Genomic DNA, 23,446 nt, shown 5'->3' with positions numbered 1-23,446 from the left:
CCCCAGGACGACGCCGAGCGCCAGCGCGCCATCGACGCCGGGCACGACCTGGACCGCACGCTGTCCACCGACGACCTGGTCAAGGGCGACAACGTCTTCTTCGTCGCCACCGGCATCACCGACGGCGAACTCCTCCAGGGCGTGCGCTACCGCGCCGCGACCGCCTCCACGTCCTCCCTGGTCATGCGCTCCAAGTCCGGCACCATCCGCAAGATCGACTCCGACCACCGACTCGCCAAGCTCCGCGCCTACAGCGCCATCGACTTCGACCGGGCGAAGTAGCGGCGGGGCGAAGGAACGGGCGGAACACGACGGTTCGTACGCGAAAGGGGGGCGCCCCGTGCGGGGAGCGCCCCCCTTTCGCGTGCCCCCGGCGGTCAGCCGGCGGCGGCGACGGTGTGCGCCGCCTTCTTCAACTCCAGGTCACGCCTGCGGCGGCGGGCCAGGACCACGCGGCGCTCGGCGGCGGTGAGGCCGCCCCACACGCCGTACGGTTCGGGCTGCAGCAGGGCGTGCTCGCGGCATTCGACCATCACCGGACAGCGGGCGCAGACGCGCTTCGCCGCCTCCTCGCGGGAGAGCCTGGCCGCGGTCGGCTCCTTGGACGGAGCGAAGAACAGTCCGGCCTCGTCGCGACGGCACACGGCCTCCGTGTGCCATGGGGCGTCATCGTTGCGATCTCGCACTGGCACCTTTCCCCAAGCGCTCGACTTCGCTCGTGCAGGGGATGCCCCATCGGCCGGAACGGCGGCGACCTGCAGGGACTGATGCGGCGGTTGCAGCACGGTCTACTCCTGACGACGGCTTCGCGTGCGAGAGACGATGCAGCAACCTCTACCCGCTGTGTGCGCGCCTATGCACTGAGTTCCGATGTACGGAAGTTCACCTTCCTCGCGCCGGGCGCGCGCCGTCAGTGTCCGAGGTGCTTGCGCAGCTGGTGGTGCAGGTCCCTGATGAGCTTTCCGCGCCTGGGCCGCGCCTCGATGCTGCCCAGGACCGCCATGCCGTCCACGTAGACGACGGGGGCGTCCTGGTCCGGGGAGTCGAGCGTGTCGACCTCGAAGCTGCCGATGACGCCGGTGCCGCTGCCGCGCAGCGAGACGTTCTCCGGGACGCGGATCTCGACCGAGCCGAAGATCGCGACCGCCTTGATGACCACCTGGCGCTGCTCGAAGATCGCCTCGCTCAGGTCGATCTCGACGCTGCCGAAGACGGCGTACGCGTGCGTGCGCCGGCCCACACGCCAGCGACCCTTGCGCACGGAGCTGCTGAGGACCGCGACCAGGTTCTCGTCCGCGACCGGCGGGACGAGGCCCGGGGAGGGCCTGGCGGGGGCGGGTTCGGGGGCGCGCGCCCCGGCGTGCGCGTGGCCGTGCGCCGCGGGCAGGTCCCGGACCAGCGGCTCCAGCTCGGCCATGGTCTTGGCGCGGTAGACCCCGTCGATCCGCTCGCCGTGCTCCTCGGCGGTGAGGCGGCCCTCGGCCAGCGCCTCGCGGAGGATGTCCGCCGTGCGGTCCCGGTCGGCGTCGGAGGCGCGGAGCGACCCCGGCTCGTCGGTGGCGGGAGCGGGCTGCGGGGGGCGCTTTTCGAGGTCCACGTCAGCAGCGTACCCAAACGCGATAGATCGCGACTAGCCCTGTGGACAAGTGACTGCCGGTTACTGAGCCTTACCTCACAAACCCGGCCCGCTGCGCGCGCTCTACGCTGGTTGGCGCGTCGCCAATGGAGGCCGCGCCGCTGTCTGCCGAGTGAGGAATGGCCGTAATGCCAGAGTTTGCGTACTCCGATCTGCTCCCGCTGGGAGAGGACACCACCCCGTACCGGCTGGTGACCGCCGAGGGTGTCTCCACCTTCGAGGCCGACGGACGGACGTTCCTCAAGGTCGACCCGGAGGCGCTGCGCAAGCTCGCCGCCGAGGCGATCCACGACATCCAGCACTACCTGCGCCCGGCGCACCTCGCGCAGCTGCGCCGCATCATCGACGACCCCGAGGCCTCGGGCAACGACAAGTTCGTGGCCCTCGACCTGCTGAAGAACGCGAACATCGCGGCCGCGGGCGTGCTGCCGATGTGCCAGGACACCGGCACCGCGATCGTCATGGGCAAGCGCGGCCAGAACGTCCTCACCGAGGGCGGCGACGAAGAGGCGCTCTCCCGCGGCATCTACGACGCGTACACGAAGCTGAACCTGCGCTACTCCCAGATGGCCCCGCTGACCATGTGGGAGGAGAAGAACACCGGCTCCAACCTGCCGGCGCAGATCGAGCTGTACGCGACCGACGGCGGCGCCTACAAGTTCCTCTTCATGGCCAAGGGCGGCGGCTCCGCCAACAAGTCGTTCCTCTACCAGGAGACGAAGGCCGTCCTGAACGAGGCCTCCATGATGAAGTTCCTGGAGGAGAAGATCCGCTCGCTCGGCACGGCCGCCTGCCCGCCGTACCACCTGGCGATCGTCGTCGGCGGCACCTCCGCCGAGTTCGCGCTCAAGACCGCGAAGTACGCCTCCGCGCACTACCTGGACGAGCTGCCCGCCGAGGGCTCCCCGACCGGCCACGGCTTCCGGGACAAGGAGCTCGAGGAGAAGGTCTTCGAGCTGACGCAGAAGATCGGGATCGGCGCGCAGTTCGGCGGCAAGTACTTCTGCCACGACGTGCGCGTGGTGCGCCTGCCGCGGCACGGCGCCTCGCTGCCCGTCGCCATCGCCGTCTCCTGCTCGGCCGACCGCCAGGCCACCGCGAAGATCACCGCGGAGGGTGTCTTCCTGGAGCAGCTGGAGACGGACCCGGCGCGCTTCCTGCCGGAGACCACGGACGAGCACCTGGCCGACGAGGGCGACGTCGTCAAGATCGACCTCAACCAGCCGATGGACGCCATCCTCGCCGAGCTCACCCAGCACCCGGTGAAGACCCGCCTCTCCCTCACCGGCCCGCTCGTCGTGGCCCGCGACATCGCGCACGCCAAGATCAAGGAGCGGCTCGACGCGGGCGAGGAGATGCCGCAGTACCTGAAGGACCACCCGGTGTACTACGCCGGCCCGGCCAAGACCCCCGAGGGCTACGCCTCCGGCTCCTTCGGCCCGACGACGGCCGGTCGCATGGACTCCTACGTGGAGCAGTTCCAGGCCGCGGGCGGCTCCAAGGTCATGCTGGCCAAGGGCAACCGGAGCAAGCAGGTCACCGACGCGTGCGACGCCCACGGCGGCTTCTACCTCGGCTCGATCGGCGGCCCCGCCGCGCGCCTCGCGCAGGACTGCATCAAGAAGGTCGAGGTCGTCGAGTACGAGGAGCTCGGCATGGAGGCGGTCTGGAAGATCGAGGTCGAGGACTTCCCCGCGTTCATCGTGGTGGACGACAAGGGCAACGACTTCTTCCAGAACCCGGCACCGGAGCCGACGTTCACGCACATTCCGGTCCGCGGGCCCGGCCTGGCGTAACACTCGGGCCTCCATGGCCCCTCCCCCTTACAGATCACCCTCCGCAGTCTCCGATTGCGGAGGGTGATCGCGTATCTGAGGGTGGAGCCATGTTCCGTAAGCAGGCACTGACCGCCGCCCTCAGCGCCGCCCTGTGCGGCACGCTCGCCCTCGTCCCCGCCGCGTCCGCCGCGCCCAAGGAGCCGACGCCGACGCCGACGCCCCAGGCGGCCGCCCCGGTGCTCCCGCCGCTGCCCTCGCTGCCGTCCGCACCGGCGGCCCCGCAGCCGTGGACCTGGCCGGGCACCGCTCCCACGCCGACGCCCACCCCTACGCCGACGGCCGACCCCACGCCGCAGCCCACCTCGCCGCTGACCATCAAGGACGACCCGCGCCGCGACCGCGAGCGGCTCGCCCAGAGCTGGCGGACCATCGGCAAGTTCGGCGGCGCCTCCGGATCGACCGCGGACCTCGCGGGCATCGTCCTCGGCGGGGAGAAGGACGAGAAGAAGCTGGACGAGTCCGTGGCCGAGGCCAACAAGAGCCTCGACAACCTCCTGGCGATCATCCCGGGCGGCTCGCTGAGCCGCGCCAAGGCCAAGGGCCACGACATCAAGTCCACGATCGAACTCCTCAAGGCGGACAACCGCGCCTTCAAGGAGGCGGGGATGCGCGGCGACGTGGCGGCCATCTTCTTCCAGTCCGCCTGGTCGATGGTGCACCTGTCCCTGCTCGCCTTCGACATCTTCTTCGGGCTCGGGATGAACTTCGCGCAGGCCTTCCTGCCGTTCCCGCTCCCGGACTTCAAGCTCCCCGAGTTCAAGATGCCGGAGCAGCCGAAGCCCACGAAGCCCGCGCCCAAGCCCGGCAATGGCTGAGCAGGACCCCGGGGAGGCGACCGGGCGGGAGCCCGGGGCCGAGGCCGCCGAGCAGGTCGCCGAGGCCCAGGGCGTCAAGAAGAGGGTCTGGCCGCGCCTGCTGGCCCGCGCCAACCTCGTCCTGCTCGCGTTCTCCGTGGTGGCGACGGTCGTCTTCGCGATCCGCTACTTCGACGCGGACGGCGCGCCCGTCGGGCACACCCAGCGCTCCGGCTGGGCCCCGCTCCTGGCGAGCGCGGTCATGCTGCTGCTCTTCCTGGCCATCGCGCTGATCAAGCCGTTCCGGCTCTCGGGCAGGCGGTGCGCGCTGGTCTCGGCGATCGCCGCGGCGCTCTTCGCGCTCGGCATCGGCACGGTGTGGCAGATCGTCTCCCATGACCGGGTCACCGACACGATCGTGGGCACGCCGCTCATGGACGACAAGGACAGCAAGACGTATCTGAAGAAGCTCCTGCCCGGGGTGAAGATCCGGGAGATCCCCACCGGCGTCTTCATCCAGGGCGCCAAGTTCACCGACCCGCAGGAGGTCGAGGTCAGCGGCTACGTCTGGCAGCGCTATCCGAAGGGCATGCCCGAGAAGGACATGGGCGTCGTCTTCCCCGAGGCGCCCGACGGCTACAGCCTCGACGAGGCGTACGACACGGTGAACACCGCCGGACAGCGCCTGAAGGGCTGGCACTTCAACCTCACCCTGCGCCAGCACTTCAACTACCAGAAGTACCCGCTGGACAAGCAGAACATCTGGCTCCGGCTGTGGACCAACGCCGCCTTCACCAACGACGTCCTGGTGCCCGACTTCGCGTCCTACCCGCCCTGGAAGTACGGCGAGATCGGCCTCGACCAGGACATCGTGACCAGCGGCTGGGCGCCGTACTACACCGCCTGGAGCTACGGCCAGCACAACTACACGATGACGCAGGGCGTGACCGACTGGAACAAGCCGTTCGTGGCGGCGCCCGAGCTGTACTTCAACATCGGCATGGAGCGGAAGTGGGCGGGGCCGCTGACGGGCCGTCTGCTGCAGTCCTTCTTCATCGCGGCGATCATGTTCCTCGCGCTGTTCGTCTACACGAAGGACGACACCCGCAATCCGCGCTTCGGCTTCTCCACGTGGACGGCGATCTCCTTCGCGGTGACACTGCTCCTCGTCGTGGTCGTGGACCAGACACAGATCCGCGAGATCGCGGGCGACACGTCACTGACGTATCTGGAGTACTTCGCCATCGCCCAGTACATCGTGATCATGGGCATCTTCGCCAACGCGATCCTCATCGGCTCCGAGACCAAGATCCGTGCCCTGGAGTGGAAGGACAACCTGCTGCCGACGCTGCTCTATTGGCCGGTGCTGATCGGGTTGTTCTTCGCGTTCACGTTGTTCGTCTTCGCCACGTGAGCGGGGCGCTACTTCAACTGCCCCGCGTGCTCGTGGAGTTCACGGGCCGTGCCGTCGAACATCGCCCCCCACGCCACGTCCTCCAGGCCCGGCTCCTTGGGGCGGGCGCTGGTGACGCCGACCTGGACGTCCTTGCCCTCGGCGGTGCGGGCGTACCAGGGGCCGCCGCTCGCGCCGTTCGTCATGCGGCACGGCTTGAGCTGCTCGCCGCCGACCAGGCGCTGGTCGTTCACGGGAGTCGTGGGGCCCGAGCAGTACTGCAGGGTCTCGCCGTCGTACGGCTTCACGAAGGGGTAGCCGAGGGCGGACTTCTCGCCGGGGACGGGGGTGAAGGACGGTGCGCGGCCGCCGGTGACGTTCTGCACGGAGCGGCCCCGCTCGTCGGGTCCGAGGGTGACGAAGGCGAAGTCGGCCTTGTGGTCCTCGCGTTCGGACCAGGCCGGGGCTATGGCGACGGACTTCGCCACGTAACTGCCGTATGGTCGCGCGCCCTTGTCGTAGGCGGGGACGAAGAGCAGCTTCTTCATCCAGCCGCCTACCGCCTGGAGGTGCACGCAGTGCGCGGCGGTGGCGACCACGCTGCGGTTCTCGGCCTCGACGACGGCCGCGGTGCAGGTGGCCTTCTTGCCGCCCGGTATCTCCATGAAGAGGCGGCCGACGTTGCGGACGGGCTCGGTGCCGTACGCCCAGGAGACGCCGTCGGGAACCGGGTCCGCGGAGGCGGCCACGGCCTCCGCCATGGCCTCGGGGGTCCAGTACGCGCGTATCTCGTCCTGCGAGGCGCCCGTGTCGCCCAGGGGGGTGGCCGCGGCGACGAGCGCCGCCGCGACCACGGAGAGTGCTGAGATCATGCTCCGAACGTAAGGCCTACGCGAACCGCTGGCTCGCCGAGCCGTTGCACTTCTGGAGCTTCAGCGGCTCCTTGGGGGCGGCGAGCCCCAGGCAGAGGCCGGTGTCGGCGGCCGGGCGCAGGGTCCCCGATTGGCGTACGAACTTCTGGTTGGCGCCGCCGTGGCAGTTCCAGAGAGTGACGGCGGTGCCCTCCTTGTACGAGCCGTCGGGCACGTCCAGGCAGCGGTCCTGGGTCAGTCCGGTGTGCAGCGACTGCCGGCCGCCGGGAGCGCCGTCGTACCACCAGGTCTGGTTGCGGTTGCCGGTGCAGTCCCAGCCCTGGACCTTGGTGCCGTTGCGGCTCTTGGACGCGTCGACGTCCACGCAGGTCCGCGTGGACTCGTTCTTCAGGGGCTGGTACGCGTCGTCCCAGGCTCCCGGGTACAGCTTCGCGCTGCCCGTGCTCGCGGGGTCGGCACAACTCGCCTCGCGCTGACCCGAGTTGTAGAGCTGGGTCAGGCAGGAAGCGAAGGCCGCGTGGCCGCGGGCGTTCGGGTGGAAGGACTGGCGCACCGAGTTGGAGTCCGGCGGGAAGGGGTTGGTCAGGTCGACGTACAGGCCCCGCGCCCAGGTGTCCTCCATGCAGACCTCGTGGCCGTGGAAGAGACGGGAGTTGTCGAGGTAGGTCGCGCCCGCGTTCTTCGCGGCCTTGCGCATGCCGGTCGCGAACGTCGGCACCGCGTAGTTGCGGCCCCACTCGGTGTCGGAGTCGTAGCCGAGTCCGCCGCAGGCCAGCTTGCCCGGGAAATTCGGGTTGTCGCGGAAGTCCGGGCCGATCGGGCTCGGGTACCCCATGGCGACGAGCTTGTAGTCGCCCTCCTGGTAGCCGGCGTCCTTCATGACGGTCTTCAGGTCGCGGATGGACTGCTCGACCTTGGGCACGAGGCCGTCGACCCGCGCCTGCCAGCCGTCGTCGTACTTGCCCGCGCAGGCGCCCTGACTGAGCAGGTAGCGGGTGACGCAGTCCGTCATCACCCCGGAGAAGTCGAGGTCGTCGTTGGCGCCGATGACGAGCAGAATCGTCTTGATCTTGGTGTTTCGGGCCTTGATCGCGAGGTTGTCGCTCTGCACCAGCTCGTCGGCGTACTGCTTCTGGCCACCGATCCTGATGTTGGCGGTCCGCGCCCCCGAGCAGGCGACGTTGTACGTCACGTCGGCCGGGATGCCGGTGCGGTGGATCGCGGCGTCCGGCGAGCGGTGGCACCAGTTGTCGGGGCCGTCCGTGCCGGGTTCGTACGTGCCGACGCCCTCACCGGAGATCTCGCTGTCGCCGAGCGAGATCAGGCCGGTCTTGCGGTCGGCCATGGGGCGCTCGGCCGGGCTGCCGTAGAGCTTGGTGGCCTCCTCCGCCCGGATCTTCTCCAGCTCGGGCGGGAGCGGTGTCGCGTTCGGCACCGCCTTCGCCCCCTGGTCCGCCGCCTGGGCGGGTGCGGCCGCGGCCGTGCCGAGCACGGCCGTCATCGCGACGGCGGCCGCGAACGAACATCGCAGCCGGCCCCGTCCGCTGCGCCTGATGCGCTTCATTGCGCCTCCCCGGTTCGGTGTTACCCAGGGTTTTTACTGGTGGGTAGCAGGCTTGGGAATACCTGGAACAAGACAAGTGCTCAACTTTTTAACGGGGTTGAACGGAGAGGTAGGTTCAGGGCATGACCAGCGACGCCAGCGACGACCGCACCGGCGAGTACCGGATCGAGCACGACTCCATGGGTGAGGTGCGGGTCCCCGCGCACGCCAAGTGGCGCGCGCAGACCCAGCGCGCGGTGGAGAACTTCCCCGTCTCGGGACAGACCCTGGAGCGCGCCCACATCGCGGCGCTCGCGCGGATCAAGGCGGCCGCCGCCAAGGTCAACGCGGGGCTCGGGGTGCTCGACAAGGACGTCGCCGACGCCATCGCGGACGCGGCCGCCGAGGTCGCCGAGGGCCGCTGGGACGAGCACTTCCCCGTCGACGTCTTCCAGACCGGCTCGGGCACCTCGTCCAACATGAACACCAACGAGGTCCTGGCCACGCTCGCCACCGAGCGGCTCGGCCGCGACGTCCACCCCAACGACCACGTGAACGCCTCGCAGTCCTCGAACGACGTCTTCCCTTCCTCGATCCACATCGCGGCGACGGGCGCGGTCACCGGCGACCTGATCCCCGCCCTGGAGCACCTCGCCGCCGCCCTGGAGCGCAAGGCCGAGGAGTTCGCGGACGTCGTGAAGTCCGGGCGCACGCACCTCATGGACGCCACGCCCGTGACCCTGGGCCAGGAGTTCGGCGGCTACGCGGCCCAGGTGCGGTACGGCGTCGAGCGGCTGCGCGCCTCGCTCCCCCGCCTCGCCGAACTCCCCCTCGGCGGCACCGCCGTGGGCACCGGCATCAACACCCCGCCCGGCTTCTCCGCCGCCGTCATCGCCGAGGTCGCGCGGGCCACGGGCCTGCCGCTGACCGAGGCCCGCGACCACTTCGAGGCGCAGGGCGCGCGGGACGGCATCGTCGAGACCAGCGGGCAGCTGCGGACCATCGGCGTCGGCCTGACGAAGATCGCGAACGACCTGCGCTGGATGGCGTCGGGCCCCCGCACGGGCCTCGCCGAGATCAACCTGCCGGACCTGCAGCCCGGTTCGTCGATCATGCCCGGCAAGGTGAACCCGGTCATCCCCGAGGCGGCCCTGATGGTCGCCGCGCAGGTCACCGGCAACGACGCCACGGTCGCCGCGGCGGGCGCGGCCGGCAACTTCGAGCTCAACGTGATGCTGCCGGTCATCGCCAAGAACGTACTGGAGTCGATCCGGCTGCTCGCCAACATCGCGCGGCTGCTCGCCGACCGCACCGTCGACGGCATCACCGCCAACCGCGAACGCGCCCGTGAGTACGCCGAGTCCTCGCCGTCCGTCGTGACCCCGCTGAACAAGTACATCGGGTACGAGGAGGCGGCGAAGGTGGCGAAGAAGTCGCTCGCCGAGCGCAGGACGATCCGTGAGGTCGTCATCGAGGGCGGGTACGTCGAGCGGGGCGACCTCACCGTCGAGCAGTTGGACGAGGCGCTGGACGTCCTGCGGATGACGCACCCGTAACGGACCGGCCCCCGTGACGGACCGGCCCCCGTGACGGACCGGCCATCCGCAACGGACCGGCCCCTTACGGCGGCGCCGTCTAATATCTGTCCATGACAGACCTCGACGGGACGACGGCGACCGATGGCGAAGCGGCGCGGTGGGCGCCCGGGGACCACATCCTGTGGCGCTACCGGGAGAACGCCGGGCGCCGCTTCCACATCTGTCGCCCCGTCACCGTCGTGCGGGACAGCGACGACCTCCTCGCCGTGTGGATGGCCCCCGGCACCGAGTGCGTGAAGCCGGTGCTCGCCGACGGCACGTCCCCGCACCAGGAGCCGCTCGCGACCCGCTACACCAAGCCCCGCACGGTCCGCAGGGACCACTGGTTCGGCACCGGCGTCCTCAAGCTCGCGCGGCCCGGCGAGCCCTGGTCGGTCTGGCTGTTCTGGGAGCCGGGCTGGCAGTTCAGGAGCTGGTACGTGAACTTGGAGGAGCCGCGCGTCCGTTGGTCCGGCGGCGTCGACTCCGAGGATCACTTTCTGGACATCTCCGTGCGCCCGGACCGCAGCTGGCGCTGGCACGACGAGGACGAGTTCGCCGAGGCCCTGCGGGTGGGGCTGATGGACGCCGGCAAGGCCTCTGACGTACGCGCCGCGGGGGAGGCGGCACTTGACGTGATCAGCGCCTGGGGGGCACCGTTTTCGGACGGCTGGCAGCACTGGCGGCCCGATCCGTCCTGGGTCGTACCCTCCCTTCCGGATGACTGGGACCGTACGCCCGCGCATGTGTCCTCATGAGACCCTTGATGCGCCCCCTTGGTTCAAACGTAGGATCGTCCTCCGCAAGGGCGCACAGCAGCAACTCCGTGGGTCTGCGCGGTGCCTGACAGGAAGTCATCGAGGGGCGGCAGAACGTGAGCGAGGACCGCAAGGGCCAGGCAGAGGCCTTTGACGCCATCGGCCGGCACTACGACGACGCCTTCCCGCACAAGGAGGGTCAGCTGGCCGCGGGCCGACGGCTCGCGGAAGGGCTGCGACCCGGCGCCCGGGTCCTCGACGTGGGCTGCGGCACCGGCCTGCCCACCGCACTCCAACTGGCCGAATCGGGCCACTCGGTCCTCGGCACCGACATCTCGGCGGGCATGCTGGCCCTGGCGGGAAAGAACGTCCCGGCAGCCGAGTTCCGGCAGCTCGACATCGCGGACCTGCGGGCCGAAGGTCCGGGATCCGTGGGCCGGTTCGACGGCGTCGCGTGCTTCTTCGCCCTCCTCATGCTGCCGCGCAAGGAGATCCCCGAAGCGCTCCGGCGGCTGCACGGCCTGCTGCGTCCCGGCGGCCTGATGGAGCTGTCCATGGTCGAGGCCGATCTGGACGACGCCGCGATTCCGTTCCTGGGGCACACAATCCGGGTATCCGGTTACCTGCGGGACGAACTGCGGCAGGTCGTGCGTGACGCGGGCTTCGAGATCACCGGCGAGGACACGTACTCGTACGCCCCCGCGAGCACCGACGCACCACCCGAGCACCAGGTCTTTCTGCACTGCCGACGCGGCTGAGCAACGTGCAACGCTGGACGGCGCGCACGGCGCGCAGCCCCGGACGGACGGATTCGAAACGCGTGACGGAGCACCTCACCCCCCACGAGGGTCGCAAGGCACCAGCTGCCCGGCCGACCGCCCCCGCGGATCCCCGCGGGGCGCTGCTGCGTTCCCCCGAGACCTCGGAGGGCAGCGGCAGCGCAGCCGTGCCGCCCTCCGGTGAGCACTCCCAGTCCTCCGCCGCCGAGCCCGACCCGCACCGGCCGCGCCCCGCGCCGGAGGGCGGCGTACCCGCGCAGCCGGGGCACACCGCGGCCGGCGCCGCGGGCCCGCCGGACGGCGAGGAGCGGCGTTCGGGGCAGCCGAGGCCGCCGGGGTCGGGGCCCGTGGCGATGCGGCGCGACGGCGACCGGCTGCGCTTCGTGGGCGCCGCGACCCGGCGCATCGCGCGCGGCATCGACCTCGACGAGATCGTGATGGGCCTGTGCAGGGCCACGGTCCCGACGTTCTCGGACGCGATCCTCGTCTATCTGCGCGACCCGCTGCCCGTCGGCGACGAGCGGCCCACGGGGCCGCTGGTGCTGCGCCTGCGCCGCACCGACCGGCTGCGCTCCATCGACGAGGGCTCCGAGGACCCGGACACCGAGAGCGGCGGCACGCTGCCCGCACTGCAGGTCGTGCAGCCCGACATCACCGACGTGATGGGCAGCGCGGAGCTGTGCGAGGTGCGGCCCGGCGGTGCGCTCGCCGAGGTCCTGCGCGGGGTGCGCCCGGTCTTCGCGGACGCCCCCGCGGCGCGGGCCGCGCTGCCCGAGCTGCTCGGCGAGGGACGCACCCTGCCGTCCGGGCAGCGGGCCATCCTCGCGCCGCTGCGGGGCCGGCGGCGGGTGATCGGCGCGGCCGTGTTCCTGCGCCGCCCCGACCGCCCCGCGTTCGAGGCGGACGACCTGCTCGTCGCCGCCCAGCTGGCCACGCACAGCGCGCTCGGCATCGACAAGGCCGTCCTGTACGGCCGCGAGGCGTACATCGCCGACGAGCTGCAGCGCACCATGCTGCCCGAGACGCTGCCGCGCCCGACCGGCGTGCGGCTCGCCTCGCGCTACCTCCCGGCCGCCGAGACCGCCCGGGTCGGCGGCGACTGGTACGACGCGATCCCGCTGCCCGGCAGCCGCGTCGCCCTGGTCGTGGGCGACGTCATGGGGCACTCCATGACCTCGGCCGCGATCATGGGCCAGCTGCGGACGACCGCGCAGACCCTCGCCGGGCTCGACCTGCCGCCCCAGGAGGTCCTGCACCACCTGGACGAGCAGGCCCAGCGGCTCGGCTCCGACCGCATGGCCACCTGCCTCTACGCGGTCTACGACCCGGTCTCGCACCGCATCACCATCGCCAACGCCGGGCATCCGCCGCCCGTCCTACTGCACCTGGGCGGCCGCGCCGAGGTCCTGCGGGTGCCGCCGGGCGCCCCCATCGGTGTGGGCGGCGTCGACTTCGAGGCGGTGGAGCTGGACGCCCCCGCGGGCGCGACCCTGCTCCTGTACACGGACGGGCTCGTCGAGTCCCGGCTGCGCGACGTGTGGACCGGCATAGAGCAGCTGCGCGAACGGCTCGCCGCCACCGCCCAGTTGACCGGCCCGGACCACCCGCCGCCGCTGGAGGCCCTCTGCGACGAGGTGCTCGACATGCTCGGTCCCGGCGACCGGGACGACGACATCGCGCTGCTCGCCGCCCGCTTCGACGGCATCGCGCCGAGCGACGTCGCGTACTGGTTCCTCGAACCGGAGAACGCGACGCCGTCCCGGGCCCGGCGCCTGGCCCGCAGCGCGCTCGCCCGCTGGGGCCTGGAGGACCTCACGGACTCGGTGGAGCTCCTCGTCAGCGAGGTCGTCACGAACGCCGTGCGGTACGCCTCGCGGCCGATCACGCTGCGTCTGCTGCGCACCGACGTCCTGCGCTGCGAGGTCGGCGACGACGTGCCGCAGCTGCCGCGCCTTCGCCAGGCGCGCGCCACGGACGAGGGCGGGCGGGGTCTCTACCTGGTCAACAAGATGGCCCGGCGCTGGGGCGCGACCCGTCTGAGCACCGGGAAGGTGGTCTGGTTCGAGCTGAACCGGAATTAGACCCCATCTAAATGTTGCCGACACCCAGTCGGCGGAGTTCACTGGCCTGTGTGCCCGAACCCCGTCCCCTGGGAGGAAGCACATGACGTACACGACGAACAACGCAGGGATCCCGGTCGAGAGCGACGAGCACTCGCTGACCGTCGGCTCGACGGGGCCCATCCTGCTCCACGACCACTACCTCATCGAGAAGATGGCCCAGTTCAACCGCGAACGGGTCCCCGAGCGCGTGGTGCACGCCAAGGGCTCGGGAGCGTACGGCTTCTTCGAAGTCATCAACGACGTCAGCCAGTTCACCAAGGCCGACCTCTTCCAGCCGGGCAGGCGCACCGAGATGCTGGCCCGGTTCTCGACCGTCGCGGGTGAGCAGGGCTCCCCCGACACCTGGCGCGACCCCCGCGGCTTCGCGCTGAAGTTCTATACGGAGCACGGCAATTACGACATGGTCGGCAACAACACGCCGATCTTCTTCGTGCGGGACCCGATCAAGTTCCAGGACTTCATCCGCTCGCAGAAGCGCACCTTCGGCAGCGCGCTGCGCGACCACGACATGCAGTGGGACTTCTGGACGCTCTCGCCCGAGTCCGCGCACATGGTGACGTGGCTGATGGGCGACCGCGGCATCCCGAAGACGTACCGCCACATGAACGGCTACAGCTCGCACACGTACATGTGGATCAACGGCGGCGGCGAGAAGTTCTGGGTCAAGTACCACTTCAAGACCGACCAGGGCATCGACTTCCTCACCCAGGACGAGGCCGACGCGCTGGCCGGCTCCGACGGCGACGCGCACCGCCGCGACCTGTACGAGTCGATCGCGCGCGGCGACCACCCGAGCTGGACGCTGAAGGTCCAGATCATGCCGTTCGAGGACGCGGCGGACTACCGCTTCAACCCGTTCGACCTGACCAAGGTGTGGCCGCACGGCGACTACCCGCTGATCGACGTCGGCCGGATGACGCTGGACAAGAACCCCGAGGACTACTTCGTCCACATCGAGCAGGCGGCCTTCGAGCCCTCCAACATGGTGCCCGGCATCGGCCCGTCCCCGGACAAGATGCTGCTCGGGCGGCTCTTCTCCTACCCGGACACGCACCGCTACCGGATCGGCCCCAACTACGCGCAGCTTCCGCCCAACCACGCGCGCTCGCCGATCAGTTCGTACGCGAAGGACGGCCCGATGCGGTACGAGCCGGCGAACGTGGCCCGGCCGTACGCCCCCAACTCCTACGGCGGCCCTGCCGCGCCCGTGCAGGAGTCCCCCGACCCGGCGGGCTGGCAGGTGGTGGGCGAGATGGTCCGCGAGGCGTACGCGCTGCACCGCGAGGACGACGACTTCGGCCAGGCGGGCACACAGGTCAGGCACGTCCTCGACGACGCGCAGCGCGAGCGCCTGGTGTCCAACATCAGCGGCCATCTGCTGGACGGCGTCTCGCCGCCGGTCCTCGAACGCGCGCTGCAGTACTGGCGCAACGTGGACAAGGAGCTCGGCGACAGGGTCGCGAGGAAGGTGTCGGAAGGCGGCTGACCGAACCGCCGCCCGCGGACGCCGAAGGCGCCCGGAACCTGCTGGTTCCGGGCGCCTTCACGCGCGTACGACGAGGCGGCCGCGTACGGCGAGGGACCGGTGCCGGCTAGTCCCTGCCCGGCCTGCCGTTGTCCGGGTCCTCCGGGATGCCGACCGAGTCGCTCGGGTCCGGCTCCTGGGTGGGCGGCTGGGTCGTCGGGGTCGGCGTCGTCGGCGTGGTCGGGGTCGTCGGCGTCGTCGGGGTCGTCGGCGCGGTCGGCGTCGACGGCTTCGACGTCGGTTCCTTCTCCGGCTTCGACGGGGTGTTCGACGGCTCCCGCGGGGCCTCCGACGTCGGCTCCGCCGGCGGCGCGATGGCCGCGCCCATGGACGTGTCGAGGTCGAACGAGCTCGGGGAGCCCATGGCCTCGAAGGTGAACGCCGCCCAGATCTCGGCGGGGAAGCTGCCGCCGTCGACGCGGGTCTTGCCGGCCGCGCCCTTCATCGACACGTGCTTGCTCTGCTCCGGGGTGCCGGGGGCGCCCTCACCGAACAGGCCCACGGAGGTGACCAGCTTCGGGGTGTAGCCGGTGAACCAGGCCGACTTGTTGTCGTCGGAGGTACCGGTCTTGCCCGCCACGTCCTGCGAGGAGTTGCGCACCGCGTGGCCGGTGCCGTCGTCGACCACGCCGGTCAGGACCGAGGTGAGCGAGTCGGCGGTGCCGCGCTTGACGACCTGGTCGCCGATCGGGTCGGGCATCTCGATCGTGTTGTCCTTGTGCTCGACGGACTTCACGATCGCCGGGGTGACCTTCTTGCCGTGGTTGTCGAGCGTGGCGTAGACACCGGCCATCTCCAGCGGGCTCGCGCCCATGGAACCGAGGGTCTGGGCGGGCACCGCGGGCAGGCCCTTGACGTCCATGCCGAGCTTGCCCGCCATCTCCATCACCTCGGGCATCCCGACGTCCACGCCCATCTGCGCGAAGACGGAGTTGATGGACTTGTTCATCGCCTTCTGGACGGTGACGTCGCCGTAGCTGACGTCGTCCTCGTTCGGCGGGGCGAAGGCGACGTCGCTGCCCTTGACCGGGCGCTCGCTGGTGCCGTCGTAGATCGTGTTCGCGGTGATCGGCTGCCCGGACTGGGTCTTGGCGCCGTTCTCCAGGGCCGCGGCGAGGATCAACGGCTTGAAGGTGGAGGCCGACTGGTAGTCGCGGCGGGTGGCGTTGTTCGTGTAGTGCTTCACGTAGTCCTCGCCGCCGTACATGGCGAGGACGGCGCCGGTCTTCGGGTCGACGGACGCGGCGCCCGCCTGGACCCGGGCGTCCGCCTTGTTCTTCTTGCGGTCGAGCTTGTCCTCGAGCTTCGCCTCGACCGCCTTCTCCAGCTGGCGCTGCTTCTTGGGGTCGATGTTGAGCGTGATGGTGTAGCCGCCCAGCTTGAGCTGCGCCTCGGCCTCGGACTTGGTGAGCCCCTGCTTCATGAGCTGGTTCTCGACGGCCTCGTCGGCGGCCTTCACCAGGTAGCCGGTCTGGCCGGCGAGGCCCGGAGCGGGCTTGGGCTCGTCCGGCACGGGGAACTTCATGCCCTGCCGCTTGCCGGAGTCCAGCCAGCCCTCCTCGACCATGTTGTCGAGGACGTAGTTCCAGCGCTGCTTGACCAGCTTCCTGCTGGTCGGCGTCGCGGACGTCCAGTCGTACTGACTCGGGGCCTGGAGCAGGGCGGCGAGGTAGGCGCCCTTCTTGACGTCCAGCTTGCTGGCGTCGATGCCGTAGTAGGCCTGGGCGGCGGCCTGGATGCCGTAGGCGCCGCGGCCGTAGTAGCTGGTGTTGATGTAGCCCGCGAGGATGTCGTCCTTGCTCTTCTCGCGGTCCACCTTCAGCGAGATGACCAGTTCCTTCAGCTTGCGGCTGACCGTCTGGTCCTGCGTGAGGTAGTAGTTCTTCACGTACTGCTGGGTGATCGTCGAGCCGCCCTGCTTGCCCTTGCCGGTCACCGTGTTGATCAGGCCGCGGGCCGTGCCCTTGAAGTCGACGCCCTCGTCCTTGTAGAAGGACTTGTTCTCGGCGGCGACGAAGGTCTTCTGGACGGGCTTGGGGACCTTGTCCAGGTCGACGATCTCGCGGTTGACCTTGCCGTCACGCGCCAGAATCGTTCCGTCGCTGTACTTGTAGACGTTGCTCTGCTTCCTGGCCGCCGCGTTGCCCTCGGGAATGTCGATCACGAGGTAGAGGACGACGAAAGCGCCCATCCCGAGGAGGATGATCCCGAAGAACGTCCCGAGGATCTTCTTCCAGGTGAAGAAGCGGCGTATACCGGTGCGCTTGGGCTTGCCCCCGGACGGGCGCCCGCGCGCTGCCCGGCGGGCACCGCGCTGCCGCGCTTGTCGTTCTTCGGCTCGGCCCATGACTGAGAGTGCTCCGCTTCCGTCTAGTCCACTGCGTACGTCGAGTCAGCTCATGAAGCTAACACCGCACCACGGGACAAACTCCTGCCGATCCGGTCTTTTCCGGACGTGACAATGAGCACCTGCCCCTTAGGAACCGACGATTACAGGGCCCAGAAGGTTGCCCGGCTCTCGAACCTGTGAGCTCTACACAGGGCGTATACACCGCACGTATACACACCATGTACAGTGCTCCTCATGTCCATTGGCCACACCCTTCTGGGTCTCCTGGAGTCGGGCCCCCGGCACGGCTACGACCTCAAGCGCGCCTTCGACGAGAAGTTCGGGCACGACAAGCCCCTGCACTACGGGCAGGTCTACTCGACCATGTCCCGCCTGCTGAAGAACGGCCTCGTCGAGGTCGACGGCATAGAGGCGGGCGGTGGTCCCGAACGCAAGCGGTACGCGATCACCGAGGCCGGGATCACGGACGTCCAGCGGTGGCTCGCCACCCCGGAGAAGCCGGAGCCCTACCTCCAGTCGACCCTGTACACCAAGGTCGTCCTCGCCCTGCTCACCGGCCGCGACGCCGCCGAACTCCTCGACGTCCAGCGGGCCGAACACCTGCGCCTGATGCGCATACTCACCGACCGCAAGCGCAAGGGCGACCTCGCCGACCAGCTCATCTGCGACCACGCGCTGTTCCACCTCGAAGCCGATCTGCGCTGGCTGGAGCTGGCCGCCGCGCGTCTCGGCAAGCTCGCCCAGGAGGTGCGCTCCGCATGACCCCCGCAGGTTCTCTTCTCGCGGCCGACGGACTTCGCAAGACGTACGGCCCCACCACCGCCCTCGACGGCGCCGCGTTCTCCATCCACCCCGGCGAGGTCGTCGCCGTCATGGGCCCCTCCGGCTCCGGCAAGTCGACCCTGCTGCACTGCCTCGCCGGGATCGTCCGCCCCGACGAGGGCTCCATCACCTACGGCGGCCGCGAGCTGACCGGGATGTCCGACACCGAGCTCAGCGCCCTGCGCCGCAGCGAGTTCGGCTTCGTCTTCCAGTTCGGCCAGCTGGTGCCGGAGCTGACCTGCGTGGAGAACGTCGCCCTTCCGCTGCGGATGAACGGCGTCAAGCGCAAGCAGGCCGAGGCCACCGCGCTGAGCTGGATGGAGCGGCTCGACGTGGCCGACGTGCGCGACAAGCGGCCCGGCGAGGTCTCCGGCGGCCAGGGCCAGCGCGTCGCCGTGGCCCGCTCCCTCGCCCCGAGCCCGCGCGTGATCTTCGCCGACGAGCCGACCGGCGCCCTGGACTCGCTGAACGGCGAGCGCGTCATGGAGATGCTCACCGACGCCGCCCGCTCCACCAACGCCGCCGTCGTCCTGGTCACGCACGAGACCCGGGTGGCCGCCTACTCGGACCGCGAGATCGTCGTACGCGACGGCAGGTCCCGCGACATGGAGCGCATCGCATGAGCGACACCAAGGTGCGCCCGCAGCCCCCGGTCGCGGCGCCGACCGCCGTGGCACCGACCGGTGCCGCCGCCTGGATACGCGACCTGGGCATGGGCATACGGTTCGCCGCGGGCGGCGGCCGCGAGGGCTGGATCCGCACGATCCTGACCGCGGTCGGCGTCGGCCTCGGCGTCGCGCTGCTGCTCGGCGCCGCCTCGGTGCCGAACATGCTGCAGAACCGCGACGACCGCTCGGTCGCCCGCACTCCGCAGTCCGCGCTCGACGGCAAGCCGGTCAAGAGGACCGAGTCGACGCTGGTGATGCGCAACACCGGCACCACCTTCCACGGGAAGAGCGCGACCGGCATCTTCGTGCGCGCCGAAGGAAACAGCCCGGTGCTGCCGCCGGGTCTCGACAAGATCCCGGCGCCCGGCGAGATGGTCGTCTCGCCCGCGCTGCGCGATCTGCTGGACGACCCGGCGAACAAGCTGTTCAAGGAGCGCTTCAGCGACTTCCGCGTGACCGGCACCATCGGCGAGGCGGGCCTCGTCTCGCCGCTGGAGCTCTACTACTACGCGGGCACCGACAAGATCAGCGCGGAGGGCACCAGCTACCGCGTCGAACGGTTCGGGCAGGACAACTCGCTCCCCCTCGACCCGTTCCTGATGGCCCTCGTCGTCCTGATCTGCGTCGTGCTCCTCACCCCGGTGGCGATCTTCATCGGCACGGCCGTGCGGTTCGGCGGCGACCGGCGCGACCGGCGCCTCGCGGCCCTGCGCCTGGTCGGCGCGGACGCCCGCGCGGTGCGCAGGATCGCGGCGGGCGAGGCACTGTTCGGCGCGGTCCTCGGGCTCGCCGCGGGCGCCGTGCTCTTCCTGCTCCTGCGGGAGTTGGTGGGCGTGGTCGACCTGACGAACGTCAGCGCCTACCCGTCCGACATGGTGCCGTCGGCCGGCCTGGTGGCACTGGTCGCGGTGGCCGTGCCGGTCTGCTCGGTCCTGGTGACGCTGATCTCGCTGCGCTCGGTCGCCATCGAACCGCTCGGCGTGTTCCGGGGCGCCAAGCAGCGCAAGCGGCGCCTGTGGTGGCGCCTCGTGCTGCCGGTCCTCGGCATCGGCATCCTGCTCTTCTCCGGCCGCATCGACCCCGACATGGGGAACGAGGCCGTCAACGTGACGGCGATCGCGGTGGGCTCGGCGCTCTCCCTGGTCGGGCTCAGCGCGCTGCTCCCCTGGCTGGTCGAGGCCGTCGTGGGACGGCTGCGCGGCGGCCCTGTGCCGTGGCAACTCGCGGTCCGCAGACTGCAGTTGACGACGGGCACGGCGTCCCGCGCGGTCAGCGGGATCACCGTCGCGGTGGCCGGCGCGGTGGCGCTGCAGATGATGTTCGCGTCCATGCACGACGACTTCAACCAGGTCACCGGGCAGGACACCACACGCGCCCAGCTCACGGTCCGCAGCGGGACCGCCAGCGGCGCCCTCGCCCAGCAGATGATCGACGACTTCACGAGGACCGAGGGCGTCACGAAGGTCATCGGCACCGTGCAGGCGTACGTCACCCGCCCCGGCGGCAAGAAGGTCGACGACATCACGCCGACCACGGAGATCACCATCGGCACCTGCGCGACCCTGCGCGAGCTGGCGGAACTCCGCTCCTGCAAGGACGGCGACACCTTCGTCTCGCACACGGGCAGCCGGGAGCAGAACAGCTGGGTGGACCAGACGGCGCGCCCCGGCAAGCCGATCAACATCGGCCCCGACCCCGACTTCGACAAGCACGCCAAGCCGGTCCTGTGGACGCTGCCGAAGGGCACGCCCACCGTCGAGGCACGGACCAACCCTTCCGGCAGGAAGATCGACGGCATCCTCGCCACGCCGAGCGCCGTCGACATCAAGAAGCTGGACGACGCGTCGACGACCTCCTGGGTCAAGCTGGATCCGAAGGTGCCGGACGCCGAGGAGTACGTGCGCAACGCGGCGGCGAGCATCAGCCCGTTCCTCGGCGTGGACTCGCTGAAGGCGGTCGACCGCGACAAGCAGTACGCGTCCATCTCGCGCGGCCTGCAGATCGGCGCGGGTGCCACGATGGCGCTGATCGCGGCGTCCATGCTGGTGTCGATGATCGAGCAACTCCGTGAGCGCAAGAGGCTGTTGGCGGTCCTGACCGCGTTCGGCACGCGGCGTACGTCGATGGGGTTCTCGCTCCTGTGGCAGACGGCGATCCCCGTCGCCCTGGGCCTCGCCCTCGCGATCGGCGGCGGGCTCGGCCTCGGTGTGGTGATGACCCGCATGATCGGCAAGAGCGTCACCGACTGGTGGTCGTTCGTGCCGCTGACGGCGGCGGGCGCCGCGATGGTCGCGATCGTCACGCTGCTGAGCCTGCCGCCGCTGCGGCGCATGATGCGGCCGGAGGGGTTGCGTACGGAGTAGCAGGTCGGTTCGTTCTCCACGGGCCGGATGCGGCTGGTCGCGCAGTTCCCCGCGCCCCTTCGGGCGCGGACATCGCAACGGCCGTTGCCGGTGCGGGTGTCACACCACCCGTACCGGCAACGGCCGTACCGCCTCCTTGAGGGCCTCGGCCAGCTCCTCGTACTCCGCGGCCCGCGCGGCGCCCGTCCGCATGGCGAGGGCGATCCGCCGTGTGGGCGCGGGGTCCGCGAAGTACCCGGTCAGCAGCTGATTGCTGCGACTGGTCTCCACCCGCACCGCCGTACGCGGCAGCAGCGTCACCCCGAGCCCACCCGCCACCAGCTGGACCAGCGTGGAGAGCCCGGCCGCGGTCGTCGTCACCGGGGCGTCCGCGCGCCCCGCCTCGCGGCAGATGTCCAGCGCCTGGTCACGCAGACAGTGCCCCTCGTCGAGCAGCAGCAGGTTCAGCTCCTTGAGGGCCTCGCGCGGGATGCCCTCGCGGCCGCCGAGCCAGTGGTCGAGCGGCGTGACGAGCACGAAGTCCTCGTCGAAGAGCGGCAGTTCGGTGACCCCGGGCACGCCGAGGGGCACCGCGAGCAGCAGCAGGTCGAGCCGCCCCGCCGCGAGCCCCTCCAGAAGCGAGGAGGTCTGCTCCTCGTGCACCTGGAGGTCCAGGTCCGGATAGCGCTCGTGGACCAGCGCGATCACCGTCGGCAGCAGATACGGCGCCACGGTCGGGATCACACCCAGCCTCAGCGCCCCGGTGAACGGCGCCTTGACCGCGTCCGCCTCCTCCAGGAGCGCCTCGACCTCGCCGAGGACCGCGCCCACCCGCACGGCAAGGCGCTCACCGGCGGGCGAGAGCAGCACCTTACGGGTGGTCCGCTCCAGGAGCTGGACACCCAGTGCCTCTTCCAGCGCCGCGACGGCCCCCGACAGGGCGGGCTGGCTCATTCCGATCGCGGCGGCCGCGTCCCGGAAGTGCAGGTGCTCGGCCACGGCGGCGAAGGCGCGCAGCTGCGCCAGGCTGGGCTGCTTGCCCCCGGTCTGCTTGCCCCTATTTATGGCTCGCACTGATAACCACCTCCGATCAACACGACCCACTCTAGCTATTTCCCTAATCAATGCGCCCTGTGCCACCATCGACATCAGTCCAACCCCACAGGAAACTCCCCAAAAGGGATTTTCTCTGCTGCAAGGAGTACGTGTGCTCACTGTCGGTGACAAGTTCCCCGAGTTCGACCTGACTGCCTGTGTCTCGCTGGAGAAGGGCAAGGAGTTCGAGCAGATCAACCACAAGACCTACGAAGGCAAGTGGAAGATCGTCTTCGCGTGGCCCAAGGACTTCACCTTCGTGTGCCCGACCGAGATCGCGGCCTTCGGCAAGCTGAACGACGAGTTCGCCGACCGTGACGCCCAGATCCTCGGCTTCTCCGGCGACTCCGAGTTCGTGCACCACGCCTGGCGCAAGGACCACCCGGACCTGACCGACCTGCCCTTCCCGATGCTGGCCGACTCGAAGCACGAGCTCATGCGTGACCTCGGCATCGAGGGCGAGGACGGCTTCGCGCAGCGCGCCGTCTTCATCGTCGACCAGAACAACGAGATCCAGTTCACGATGGTGACCGCCGGTTCCGTGGGCCGTAACCCCAAGGAGGTCCTCCGGGTCCTCGACGCCCTGCAGACCGACGAGCTCTGCCCCTGCAACTGGAGCAAGGGCGACGAGACCCTCGACCCGGTCGCGCTGCTCTCGGGCGAGTGAACGGAGCCTTCTGACATGGCACTCGACGAACTGAAGTCCGCCATACCGGACTACGCCAAGGACCTGCGCCTGAACCTGGGCTCGGTCATCGGCAACAGCGACCTGCCGCAGCAGCAGCTGTGGGGCACCGTGCTGGCCTGCGCCATCGCGTCCCGCTCCCCGAAGGTGCTGCGCGAGCTGGAGCCCGAGGCGAAGGCGAACCTCTCCCCCGAGGCGTACACGGCCGCCAAGTCGGCCGCCGCCATCATGGCGATGAACAACGTCTTCTACCGCACGCGTCACCTGCTCTCCGACCCGGAGTACGGGACGATGCGCGCCGGTCTGCGGATGAACGTCATCGGCAACCCGGGTGTCGAGAAGGTCGACTTCGAGCTGTGGTCCCTCGCGGTCTCCGCGATCAACGGCTGCGGCCAGTGCCTGGACTCGCACGAGCAGGTCCTGCGCAAGGCCGGTGTCGACCGCGAGACGATCCAGGAGGCCTTCAAGGTCGCCTCGGTCATCCAGGCGGTCGGCGTCACGCTGGACTCCGAGGACGTCCTCGCGTAACGCGCACAGACACAGAAGCGGGGCCGGAACCCCCCGGGGTTCGGGCCCCGGGTACGGTGGCGGGAGAACCGAAATTGGGGGCGCCCCCGGGGGCACCGGGACCCCCGGGGGGGCCGGC

At 70.2% G+C, this 23,446-nt stretch carries 20 protein-coding genes; 14 read left to right on the top strand and 6 right to left on the bottom strand.

The features are described from left to right. Positions 1-282, top strand: a 282-nt coding sequence (locus tag ACZ4D5_RS19415; protein WP_467773566.1) for a fructose-bisphosphatase class II, incomplete at its 5' end; no start/stop codon positions are given. A 95-nt stretch (positions 283-377) separates the two neighbouring features. Here ACZ4D5_RS19415 and ACZ4D5_RS19410 read toward each other — a convergent pair. Both ACZ4D5_RS19410 and ACZ4D5_RS19405 read right to left on the bottom strand, forming a co-directional pair. Beyond that, the gene (locus ACZ4D5_RS19410; RefSeq protein ID WP_467773565.1) at positions 378-785 is read right to left on the bottom strand and encodes a WhiB family transcriptional regulator; all 408 of its coding nucleotides are present in this window, start codon (positions 783-785) and stop codon (positions 378-380) included. A 125-nt stretch (positions 786-910) separates the two neighbouring features. After that, the gene (locus ACZ4D5_RS19405) at positions 911-1,597 is read right to left on the bottom strand and encodes a DUF1707 SHOCT-like domain-containing protein (RefSeq protein WP_467773564.1); all 687 of its coding nucleotides are present in this window, start codon (positions 1,595-1,597) and stop codon (positions 911-913) included. A gap of 167 nt (positions 1,598-1,764) precedes the next feature. Here ACZ4D5_RS19405 and ACZ4D5_RS19400 point away from each other — a divergent pair, with 167 nt between their 5' ends. From ACZ4D5_RS19400 to ACZ4D5_RS19390, 3 genes are all read left to right on the top strand, one after another. After that, entirely contained in the window at positions 1,765-3,432 is a 1,668-nt protein-coding gene (locus ACZ4D5_RS19400) for a fumarate hydratase (protein WP_467773563.1), read from the top strand. 89 nt (positions 3,433-3,521) lie between these two features. Then, entirely contained in the window at positions 3,522-4,289 is a 768-nt protein-coding gene (locus tag ACZ4D5_RS19395; RefSeq protein ID WP_467773562.1) for a hypothetical protein, read from the top strand. Then, the gene (locus ACZ4D5_RS19390; protein ID WP_467773561.1) at positions 4,282-5,682 is read left to right on the top strand and encodes a hypothetical protein; all 1,401 of its coding nucleotides are present in this window, start codon (positions 4,282-4,284) and stop codon (positions 5,680-5,682) included. Before ACZ4D5_RS19395 ends, ACZ4D5_RS19390 begins: the two co-directional genes overlap by 8 nt. Before the next feature lie 8 nt (positions 5,683-5,690). Here ACZ4D5_RS19390 and ACZ4D5_RS19385 read toward each other — a convergent pair whose 3' ends face one another. Beyond that, entirely contained in the window at positions 5,691-6,533 is an 843-nt protein-coding gene (locus tag ACZ4D5_RS19385; RefSeq protein ID WP_467773560.1) for a trypsin-like serine peptidase, read from the bottom strand. Between the two features lie 16 nt (positions 6,534-6,549). Beyond that, positions 6,550-8,097: a ricin-type beta-trefoil lectin domain protein gene (locus tag ACZ4D5_RS19380; protein ID WP_467773559.1), complete on the bottom strand. Its 1,548-nt coding sequence runs from the start codon at positions 8,095-8,097 to the stop codon at positions 6,550-6,552. Between the two features lie 122 nt (positions 8,098-8,219). Here ACZ4D5_RS19380 and ACZ4D5_RS19375 point away from each other — a divergent pair, with 122 nt between their 5' ends. The 5 genes from ACZ4D5_RS19375 to ACZ4D5_RS19355 all read left to right on the top strand — a co-directional run bounded on the left by ACZ4D5_RS19375 (position 8,220) and on the right by ACZ4D5_RS19355 (position 14,799). Next, positions 8,220-9,632 carry a class II fumarate hydratase gene (locus tag ACZ4D5_RS19375; RefSeq protein WP_467773558.1) on the top strand — a complete coding sequence of 471 codons (1,413 nt, stop codon included), beginning with the start codon at positions 8,220-8,222 and terminating at the stop codon, positions 9,630-9,632. Between the two features lie 92 nt (positions 9,633-9,724). Further along, positions 9,725-10,411, top strand: coding sequence for a cytidylyl-2-hydroxypropylphosphonate hydrolase (gene fomD, locus ACZ4D5_RS19370; RefSeq protein ID WP_467773557.1), 687 nt, complete (start codon positions 9,725-9,727; stop codon positions 10,409-10,411). A gap of 116 nt (positions 10,412-10,527) precedes the next feature. Then, positions 10,528-11,169 (top strand): class I SAM-dependent methyltransferase, encoded by a 642-nt coding sequence (locus ACZ4D5_RS19365; RefSeq protein ID WP_467773556.1) that lies wholly within the window; start codon positions 10,528-10,530, stop codon positions 11,167-11,169. A 62-nt stretch (positions 11,170-11,231) separates the two neighbouring features. Continuing rightward, entirely contained in the window at positions 11,232-13,271 is a 2,040-nt protein-coding gene (locus ACZ4D5_RS19360) for an ATP-binding SpoIIE family protein phosphatase (RefSeq protein ID WP_467773555.1), read from the top strand. Positions 13,272-13,353: 82 nt separating this feature from the next. After that, positions 13,354-14,799 carry a catalase gene (locus ACZ4D5_RS19355; protein ID WP_467773554.1) on the top strand — a complete coding sequence of 482 codons (1,446 nt, stop codon included), beginning with the start codon at positions 13,354-13,356 and terminating at the stop codon, positions 14,797-14,799. A gap of 106 nt (positions 14,800-14,905) precedes the next feature. Here the strand turns inward: ACZ4D5_RS19355 and ACZ4D5_RS19350 are convergent, their stop codons facing one another. Beyond that, positions 14,906-17,185 (bottom strand): transglycosylase domain-containing protein, encoded by a 2,280-nt coding sequence (locus ACZ4D5_RS19350; RefSeq protein ID WP_467773553.1) that lies wholly within the window; start codon positions 17,183-17,185, stop codon positions 14,906-14,908. 237 nt (positions 17,186-17,422) lie between these two features. Between ACZ4D5_RS19350 and ACZ4D5_RS19345 the strand changes: the two genes are divergently transcribed. The 3 genes from ACZ4D5_RS19345 to ACZ4D5_RS19335 are packed head-to-tail and all read left to right on the top strand — an operon-like array spanning position 17,423 to position 21,041. Next, on the top strand, positions 17,423-17,950 hold the full coding sequence (locus ACZ4D5_RS19345; protein ID WP_362343686.1) for a PadR family transcriptional regulator: 528 nt from the start codon (positions 17,423-17,425) through the stop codon (positions 17,948-17,950). Continuing rightward, a complete protein-coding gene (locus tag ACZ4D5_RS19340; protein ID WP_467773552.1) occupies positions 17,947-18,633 on the top strand; it encodes an ABC transporter ATP-binding protein in 687 nt (228 codons plus the stop codon). Before ACZ4D5_RS19345 ends, ACZ4D5_RS19340 begins: the two co-directional genes overlap by 4 nt. Then, the gene (locus tag ACZ4D5_RS19335; RefSeq protein WP_467773551.1) at positions 18,630-21,041 is read left to right on the top strand and encodes an FtsX-like permease family protein; all 2,412 of its coding nucleotides are present in this window, start codon (positions 18,630-18,632) and stop codon (positions 21,039-21,041) included. Before ACZ4D5_RS19340 ends, ACZ4D5_RS19335 begins: the two co-directional genes overlap by 4 nt. A gap of 99 nt (positions 21,042-21,140) precedes the next feature. On the opposite strand, the gene ACZ4D5_RS19330 is transcribed toward ACZ4D5_RS19335, so the two are convergent. Then, positions 21,141-22,094 (bottom strand): LysR substrate-binding domain-containing protein, encoded by a 954-nt coding sequence (locus ACZ4D5_RS19330; protein ID WP_467773550.1) that lies wholly within the window; start codon positions 22,092-22,094, stop codon positions 21,141-21,143. Between the two features lie 133 nt (positions 22,095-22,227). On the opposite strand from ACZ4D5_RS19330, the gene ACZ4D5_RS19325 reads away from it, so the two are divergent. Both ACZ4D5_RS19325 and ACZ4D5_RS19320 read left to right on the top strand, forming a co-directional pair. Further along, the gene (locus ACZ4D5_RS19325) at positions 22,228-22,782 is read left to right on the top strand and encodes a peroxiredoxin (protein ID WP_055697876.1); all 555 of its coding nucleotides are present in this window, start codon (positions 22,228-22,230) and stop codon (positions 22,780-22,782) included. 15 nt (positions 22,783-22,797) lie between these two features. Continuing rightward, positions 22,798-23,328, top strand: a complete 531-nt coding sequence (locus ACZ4D5_RS19320) for an alkyl hydroperoxide reductase (RefSeq protein ID WP_365139077.1) — start codon at positions 22,798-22,800, stop codon at positions 23,326-23,328. The last annotated feature ends 118 nt before the right edge of the window (positions 23,329-23,446 follow it).

Source organism: Streptomyces sp. NPDC025651, from assembly GCF_055558735.1.
The sequence above is the reverse complement of the archived record's forward strand: the minus strand, read 5'-3'. Positions and strand labels throughout refer to the sequence as shown.

Coding starts and splice junctions, on each gene's coding strand:
- ACZ4D5_RS19385 (WP_467773560.1), bottom strand. CDS start 6,533: ATGATCTCAGCACTCTCCGTGGTCGCGGCGGCGCTCGTCGCCGCGGCC.
- ACZ4D5_RS19390 (WP_467773561.1), top strand. CDS start 4,282: ATGGCTGAGCAGGACCCCGGGGAGGCGACCGGGCGGGAGCCCGGGGCC.
- ACZ4D5_RS19345 (WP_362343686.1), top strand. CDS start 17,423: ATGTCCATTGGCCACACCCTTCTGGGTCTCCTGGAGTCGGGCCCCCGG.
- ACZ4D5_RS19375 (WP_467773558.1), top strand. CDS start 8,220: ATGACCAGCGACGCCAGCGACGACCGCACCGGCGAGTACCGGATCGAG.
- ACZ4D5_RS19400 (WP_467773563.1), top strand. CDS start 1,765: ATGCCAGAGTTTGCGTACTCCGATCTGCTCCCGCTGGGAGAGGACACC.
- ACZ4D5_RS19380 (WP_467773559.1), bottom strand. CDS start 8,097: ATGAAGCGCATCAGGCGCAGCGGACGGGGCCGGCTGCGATGTTCGTTC.
- ACZ4D5_RS19355 (WP_467773554.1), top strand. CDS start 13,354: ATGACGTACACGACGAACAACGCAGGGATCCCGGTCGAGAGCGACGAG.
- ACZ4D5_RS19335 (WP_467773551.1), top strand. CDS start 18,630: ATGAGCGACACCAAGGTGCGCCCGCAGCCCCCGGTCGCGGCGCCGACC.
- ACZ4D5_RS19320 (WP_365139077.1), top strand. CDS start 22,798: ATGGCACTCGACGAACTGAAGTCCGCCATACCGGACTACGCCAAGGAC.
- fomD (WP_467773557.1), top strand. CDS start 9,725: ATGACAGACCTCGACGGGACGACGGCGACCGATGGCGAAGCGGCGCGG.
- ACZ4D5_RS19395 (WP_467773562.1), top strand. CDS start 3,522: ATGTTCCGTAAGCAGGCACTGACCGCCGCCCTCAGCGCCGCCCTGTGC.
- ACZ4D5_RS19340 (WP_467773552.1), top strand. CDS start 17,947: ATGACCCCCGCAGGTTCTCTTCTCGCGGCCGACGGACTTCGCAAGACG.
- ACZ4D5_RS19350 (WP_467773553.1), bottom strand. CDS start 17,185: ATGGGCCGAGCCGAAGAACGACAAGCGCGGCAGCGCGGTGCCCGCCGG.